Source organism: Acidiferrobacteraceae bacterium, assembly GCA_037388825.1.
GTDB lineage: Bacteria > Pseudomonadota > Gammaproteobacteria > Acidiferrobacterales > JAJDNE01 > JARRJV01.
Genome location: JARRJV010000057.1, coordinates 11,271 through 18,298 on the forward strand (window position 1 = coordinate 11,271; position 7,028 = coordinate 18,298).

General features: G+C 56.7%; 7 protein-coding genes. 4 read left to right on the plus strand and 3 right to left on the minus strand.

The features are described from left to right. The 3 genes from P8X48_10240 to P8X48_10250 form a co-directional block, all read right to left on the minus strand. Nucleotides 1-1,915 (minus strand): VTT domain-containing protein (locus P8X48_10240; protein ID MEJ2107690.1); only part of this gene is annotated, 1,915 nt, incomplete at its 3' end. 133 nt (nt 1,916-2,048) lie between these two features. Beyond that, nucleotides 2,049-2,531 carry a serine hydrolase gene (locus tag P8X48_10245; GenBank protein MEJ2107691.1) on the minus strand — a complete coding sequence of 161 codons (483 nt, stop codon included), beginning with the start codon at nt 2,529-2,531 and terminating at the stop codon, nt 2,049-2,051. Continuing rightward, a complete protein-coding gene (locus P8X48_10250; GenBank protein MEJ2107692.1) occupies nt 2,482-3,756 on the minus strand; it encodes an NAD(P)/FAD-dependent oxidoreductase in 1,275 nt (424 codons plus the stop codon). Before P8X48_10250 ends, P8X48_10245 begins: the two co-directional genes overlap by 50 nt. Nucleotides 3,757-3,932: 176 nt before the next feature. On the opposite strand from P8X48_10250, the gene P8X48_10255 reads away from it, so the two are divergent. From P8X48_10255 to P8X48_10270, 4 genes are all read left to right on the plus strand, one after another. After that, complete coding sequence (locus P8X48_10255; protein ID MEJ2107693.1) at nt 3,933-4,811, plus strand: LysR family transcriptional regulator; 879 nt, start codon at nt 3,933-3,935, stop codon at nt 4,809-4,811. Nucleotides 4,812-4,842: 31 nt separating this feature from the next. Then, entirely contained in the window at nt 4,843-5,322 is a 480-nt protein-coding gene (locus P8X48_10260) for a DUF302 domain-containing protein (protein ID MEJ2107694.1), read from the plus strand. A 59-nt stretch (nt 5,323-5,381) separates the two neighbouring features. Then, a complete protein-coding gene (locus P8X48_10265) occupies nt 5,382-6,092 on the plus strand; it encodes a hypothetical protein (GenBank protein MEJ2107695.1) in 711 nt (236 codons plus the stop codon). Nucleotides 6,093-6,451: 359 nt separating this feature from the next. Further along, nucleotides 6,452-7,028 (plus strand): hypothetical protein (locus P8X48_10270; protein MEJ2107696.1); only part of this gene is annotated, 577 nt, incomplete at its 3' end.

The following is a 7,028-nucleotide window of genomic DNA, read 5'->3' on the forward strand; positions in this document are numbered from 1 at the left end:
CAAGCAAAGCGGGTACGTCATATTCATGGGTTTGTCTCGGAAAACTAATCAAGGGTAAATGCTGCAATTTTAGAGAAGCGATTGTGCCGATCCAAAGCGGAGTACCCGACGGGATAAGCTCTACATCTGCTGGCCACAATCGCAGTACCAATTGTTTTTGCTCTTTCGAATTGTCCTGGATCGGGTGAACAAGTAAAACAGTCTCATACCGTCCTTTGTTCAACTTTGGCAATACGGGAAGTGATTTCAGTGTCGGATTGGGGGCGAACCACGATAGCGCGCTCTTGAAATCCAAAGGCGTCGGTTTGTGCCAACCCTTTGCAAGCAGGGAGTCTTGAATTGATTCCTGACTGCCGGCCCACTGAATATTCAGTGGTTGCTCAATTTCCCCTGAAAGTTCAATCCGCCAGGCGGGCATCGATTGCCAGTCCTTATTCCACCAACTTCTTGCTGATAGTTTCAGGACCGGGTGCTGGAGAGCATACCGCTGAACATCCTGATCGAATCGATGAAATATGTGCCAACCCGCTGCGATCGTGAAGACCGCAGCAATCATGAGCACAAAGCGGTATTGAATCGCCAAGTGGGCGGCTCGTCGTTCACGAGCAATTGCTAGAAGGGCAACCCAGGCCGTCCCCAGTGCCAGACCGGCGACCACGTCCGCTAACCAGTGTGCCCCGAGGTACAAGCGCGAGAAAGCGATACCTGACACCAATATTCCAGCGAAAGCAAAGGGAAGCCAGCGCCAGCGTCTACCAAATGCGGATGAGACAAGCACTGCCAGAAAACCATACACCACGACTGAAAACGTGGAATGACCACTTGGAAAACTGTATGCATCGGTGCCAGCGTATAACGCTATCGGGCGTGGCATTTTCAAGACAAATCTGAGAAATGCGACCATTGCCTCGCCGGAAACGACAGCCGTGATCCAGTAGGCTGCATCGCGCCAGGCGCGATGCCATACAAGCCACGCGAGTACTGCGAGAACCAGAGTGCCCACGACGGTAGCATCTCCCAGTTCTGTGAAGACAATCATGATCGAGTCGAACGTGGGGACGCGGACTGACTGCAATAATTGATATACCGACTGACCCGCGTAAACGATCCGGTCCCGGGTCACAACGTCTTCCAGGATGCCGAGAAATAGCCAGATCGATGCAACCAGCAAAACAAACCAGCTGATTAACGCGGTTCGTGCTGATCGTGCGGGATCCAAAAGCTCCGTTGTGAGCCAGCCCAACCGGGGGTGTTGGCGACTCCAGGTCAAAACCTGGTTCACCCATTGTGTTAGGTGTGGTTGACCCAGTCGCTGGACGGCTCGCGCGAACCACAGGATGCCCCCAATCGAGGTTGCCAATAGCAATATAAGCAGCACCAGGCGGGTTGCGACCTGCCCGGCAACGGCCAATGAGGCACCAACCCCCATGCCGATGAGGAGGTGAAATGCAGCCCACGCAAATGCGGATAATATGTTGTAGAGGTAAAAACGTTTCGCCGGCATATTTAACATGCCGGCGATAACGGGCAGCAGGGGCCGAACCGGGCCTACGAAACGCGCAAATACGACGCTCTTGCCGCCGTGCTTGTGAAAGAAGGACTCACCTCGGCCAAGCCACTCCGCGTGCCGACGAATAGGTCTCCAGTTGCGGATTTGATTCTTGTAGCGGTAACCCAGCCAATAACTTATTCCATCGCCCAGAATGGCGCCACCAACCGCCCATGCAAATACACTCCAGAATTCTACGGCGCCGATTCCAATCAAGGCGCCGGCGGCGAACATCAACACAGCCCCCGGTACCAGCAGGCCAACGAACGCCAGGGCTTCTGCGCAGGCGACTATAGCGACAAACAGGCCTGTCAAATGTGGGTGAAGAGTCACCCAGTGAATGAGGAAATCGATTAAGGTTCCCATAGCGGAAAAGGCGTCTGTTTCTCCTTCTGAACCAAGGACACATTCGACAATAGTTTCAATGTCTCCCCAGGATCATCTTCATGTGAACCGATACTATTAATATATTGGATAATTGTGCAGCGGGCCCGCCCCTCTAATCTCTCAAGAAACCGGGCACTAACCTAGCGGCTGGCTGCCCAGGGTTAACCAGGCTCGTATTCCCGACCAACACTTGCATGATCCGTTCCTGGATATCTCCCAGAATATCCTTGCCACTGCCAAGAACGCCCTTGTCGGTATTGATCTGGAAGGCAATGGTCACGCCGCTTTCGCGGTAGTAACGAAAACTGGAGACGTATCCCGGTATCCATCCGGCATGACCGTACACGGGCCCGAAGCGCCTGCTTTTCTGGATCGCGACACCGGTGCCGTAACGGACGGTGTTCAGCTTCGGGTCGGTGGGTACCGACTGCAACAACTCCGGGAGATAGTCGCCGGACATGGCCTTTCCCGTGAACAGGGCGGCACCCCAGTGGGCAAGGTCGCGCGAGGTGCTGACCAGTCCGCCGCCGGCGCGCTGCCTTCGCTTATCCAGCCAGCTGGTCGGCGATATAGGCCGCGTCTTCCGAGATGCCATAGATCAATCCGGACTTGCGTTTTCTAAGCCAGGAAAATCCGCAGAAGTACAAACCCTCCTGGGGTGAAACGCCTTGCTCATGTACCGGCACACCCTTTTCGTCCAGCTCGATATCATCGATCCAGCTGAAGTCTCCGTTAAAACCGGTACACCATATTAAGGACGTGATGTTTGCCTCTACGGGATCCAGCTCTGTTGGCGGCTTGCGATCCTGGGGCGCGGGATCGGGCAGGTCGGCCTCAATCTCCTCCGCCGGTGGCGCATCGATACCTTGCTTGGCGATATATCCTTCGACCATACCCCTGAACTTCGCCGAGACCTGGTCGGCGAAGATGATGTTCTCGGCCAGGTTATCGGCGAACTGAAGTTTTCCATCGGTGCATCCCTGCAGGCGTCCCAACAAGATCGCCCCCATCTTTTCCAGGCCTTGCAGGCTGACGGTATGGCCGCCCCGCGTTCCCGAGATTTGCGGTTGTGCCATGGAGGCCATGCGCGAGTCTTCCAGGTCGCTCATCGTCTGATCATAAAAACCGACCTCCACCGCCCAATCCATCAGGTCCCTTCCACGTAGCGCACGAACCACGCGACCGACCTTGCTGGTGGCGAGGTAGACCTTGTGCCCGGCTTCGAGCAGGTCCTCGACGATCTGCACTCCGGATTGGCCGCTGCCAATGACCAGTACGGCACCCTCCGGCAAGGCATCCGGTCGCTTGTAGTTTCCGGAATGCAGTTGCAGGATCGAATCGGGGATCTCATCGCATGCCTTCGGCACGCGGGCCTGGTTCTGGTTTCCGCAGGCAATCACGACATTGTCCGCGGTCATTGCATCCGAGCTCGTCTCGACCTGGAAGGTACCGTTGCCGTTCTTGCTTATCCTGGATACCGCGGTACCGGTTCGCACCGGTAGTCCGGACCTTCGGGCATAGTTCTGCAGGTAATCGACAAATTCGTCCCGGCTCATGAAGGCACCGGGATTCTCCAGGCTGTTTTCGTCTCCCGGGAGGGCGCTGAGACTGTTCGGGGTATTCAAGGTGAAGCTGTCCCAGCGCTGGGTTTGCCACGACTCGCCGATGTCTCCCTGCTCGAGCACCGTGTGTTCGATGCCTTTTTGCGCCAGGTAATAACTGACCCCCAGACCTGCCTGGCCACCCCCGACACTTACCGTGTGATAGTGCATGAACCAGCCCCCCATTTTTGAATCGTTTTGCCGGGAATCGATCTTCATCGATCCTCCCCGGGAAATGACACCAGAATCTCCTTCCAGATGCCAGAAAACGGGGCGTTTCTTCACCCGCTCCGGTAATCATAGGCTGTCTTTAATTGAACAAAAATAGCCATATTTGCAAAATGGATTTGCAAATATGGACAAACCTACAGGTGCAGTTTCAGGGCGATCCGACGATGAACTGGGATGATCTGAGAGTGGTACTGGCCATATGCCGCGAGGGCAGCCTGTCGGGTGCGGCGAGGGTGCTGGGCACCAGTCACAGCACGGTATTCCGCCAGATCAATGCCATCGAAAAGAAACTATCCACGCGTTTTTTCAACCGGCTCAGTCATGGTTACGAAATGACCGAGGCCGGCGAGACCGTGCTGAAACGTGCGGAAGGTATCGAGGAAGACATCCTCGACCTGGAACGGGAGTTGAGCGGCAAAGACCTTCAGCTCAGGGGAAGCATACGCCTCACGGCCCCCGAAGGTTTGACCAGCTTTTTGCTGGTCCCTCATATCGCCAGCTTTTATCAGAAGCACCCGGATATTCAGGTTGAGCTGATTGTCTCCAGTGACGATCTGCAGCTTTCGAGACACGAGGCCGATATCGCGGTCCGGACGACAAAGAAACCACCGCCCTACTGCATTGGCAAGAAGGTTGGCGACTTCAATGTTGCCGTTTATGCAACCCAGGCGTATTTGACAAAGGCGCAACACCTGGATTTTCCGGAATACGACTATCTTCGGATAGACAACGGGGTCGACTGGTTTCCAGCGCCCTACTGGACCAGCAGTTCTCCGCCCAGGATCGTATTCAAATGCAGCAGCATCATTGCCGTCACCCGGGCGGCCAATGAAGGCCTGGGCGCCGCAGTTCTTCCTTGCGTGATCGGTGAGAAAGAACCCCTGCTGAAACGTGCCGCACCACCGTTCAAAAGCGCAGCGGAGCTTTGGATTCTGACCCACGCGGATCTTCGCCAGACCGCGCGCGTGAAGGCGCTGATGGAGCACCTGTATGAGTGCTTATCCAAAGAGAAGAGTATTATGGAAGGAAGTGCCAGCCGGTAGCTTCCACTTTGTGGCTCGAGGAGGACAACAAATGAAAAAAAGCGCACTACATGCATTTGGCTGGGTGCTGTTCGGCATGTTCCTTATGGGTGTGATCGTGTGGTTTGCAATGCCTTCAGTAATGCTGATTCAGCACAGGAGTAAACTGGGCTACGACGATACGATTGCTGTTTTGACGCAGGCTCTCAACAAGAAGCGGGACTGGAAAGTGTTAACCGTAAATGACTACCAGAAGAGTACGGCGGCATTCGGTACCATTGAACACACCGCCAGCATGAATATCTGCAATCCGACCTACGCCTCGAGAATCCTGGCCAACCCTGGGGACCGGGGCGTCACGGCATTCATGCCCCTCGCGATCGGGGTGTACGAAGACAAGAAAGGACAAGTCTATGTATCGCAACTCAATGTCGGACTCCTGGGCATGATGTTTGGTGGCACGATCGCTGATGTGATGGGTAAGGCTGGCGGAGATCTCAACGAAGTGGTCGCCTCGGTCGTCGGCAAATAGATGGCCGCAAAGCTTCCTTAGATATGTTTTTTATCGTCGCAAATTTCACCCTCGCCGGCGTGCTGCTCGTCATCGGGGTGCTGACACTAAAGAAAGTGAGTCATCCGGCAGAGCTGGTGTTTGCCAGCCTCCCGTTGCTATTTGGATTGCATCAATTCATCCAGGGCTTCGTCTGGTTGGGGCTGTACCACATGGTCAGTCCGCGCACTCTGCAAGTCGCTTCCATGCTGTTTATTTTTTATGCACAGGCGATCTTGCCGTTTTGGGTGCCGCTCGCGATCTGGCTGCTGGAACCACGTGGCCCGCGCCGCCAAATGATCGGTGCGCTGGCGCTGGTCGGTGCGTTGCTGATGGCGTACGTGGCCTGGGGGCTGCTGCAGCAACCGACGCAGGTCTTCATCAGCCACTATTCGCTGGTCTATTCCAATCCCCACACCGGGAATCTATGGGTCGCGTTCATCTATGTCTTGACGACCTGCGGGTCGCTGGTCCTGAGCCGGAGCGTCGCCATCCAGTTGTTCGGTTGGTTGAATCTGCTTGGCTTGCTGCTGGTGTATCTGATTGCGGAATATTCCTTTACCGCATTGTGGTGCCTGTATGCTGCACTGGTGAGCGTGATTCTGTATCTGCATTTCATTGAGCGACGAATCGCATTTTTGCGTGCGCTCCAGCGCGAGCAGGCGCATTTGGAAAACGAATTGGAACAGGAGCTGAACAAGCTCGTTGGCCTGTTCCCCCGCCTGCGCGGCTTTTTTGTTCGCGGGGCCTGATCCACCCTGCCACCATCGCATGAGTCGGACATAGTCTGTATTGAAGGGGCCGGAGTGATTAGAAAATTCATTCCGGCCCCTTTTTTCGCTGAACCTGGCCAAACACCTGCTCCGTCATGACCTCGGCGAAGCCGAGTCCCCGGTCGGGTACCTTGCCTTCGCGGCGGACGAGCTGTCCCTAGTACTCCATCTTCAGCATGTACGGCACCCGTCCCATCTTCAGCACCGCATCGTCGCCTCCTCCGATTGGATTCAGACAAAGAAAAAGCGCATATTCTTTCTGAACGCACCTTGATTGTGACCGGCCGCGCGGACGCGGCTTGCGCCCCGCCGGATACTGTGGTGCGTATTCGCTACCGATGACACATACCGACGCACTCGCTCAGGGCCGGGCGGCGTTTGCCCGGCGGGAATGGAAGACGGCCTACGCGCAACTGGCCGCCGCCGACGGTGCGGCCTCGCTCGACCCGCCGGACCTCGAGCACCTGGCAACGGCCGCCTATCTCCTGGGGCGGCACGACGAAGCCGTCACGCTCTGGACGCGCCTCCATCACGATTGCATCGAGCGCGGCGACGTCGAACGTGCCGCCTACTGGGGCTACTGGCTTGGCTTCATCCAGCTCTTGAACGGCGAGCCGGCCCAGGCCTCCGGCTGGCTGGCGCGGGCGCAGCGACTCGACACGGCGCCAGACGAAGCCGGCGCCGCATCGGGATACGGTGAAATGCTTCTCGGCCTGATGGCGATGGTTTCGGGCGATGTCTCCGGCGCCGTCGCCCGTTTCGACGCGGCGGTCGCACTCGCCGACCGCTTCAAGGATCCGGATCTGCTGGCGCTCGGCCTGATCGGCCAGGGCCAGGGCATGGCCATGCAGCGTGCGTTCGCGGAAGGCGTTACCCGCCTGGACGAGGCCATGCTCGGGATCACCGCGGGCCGGG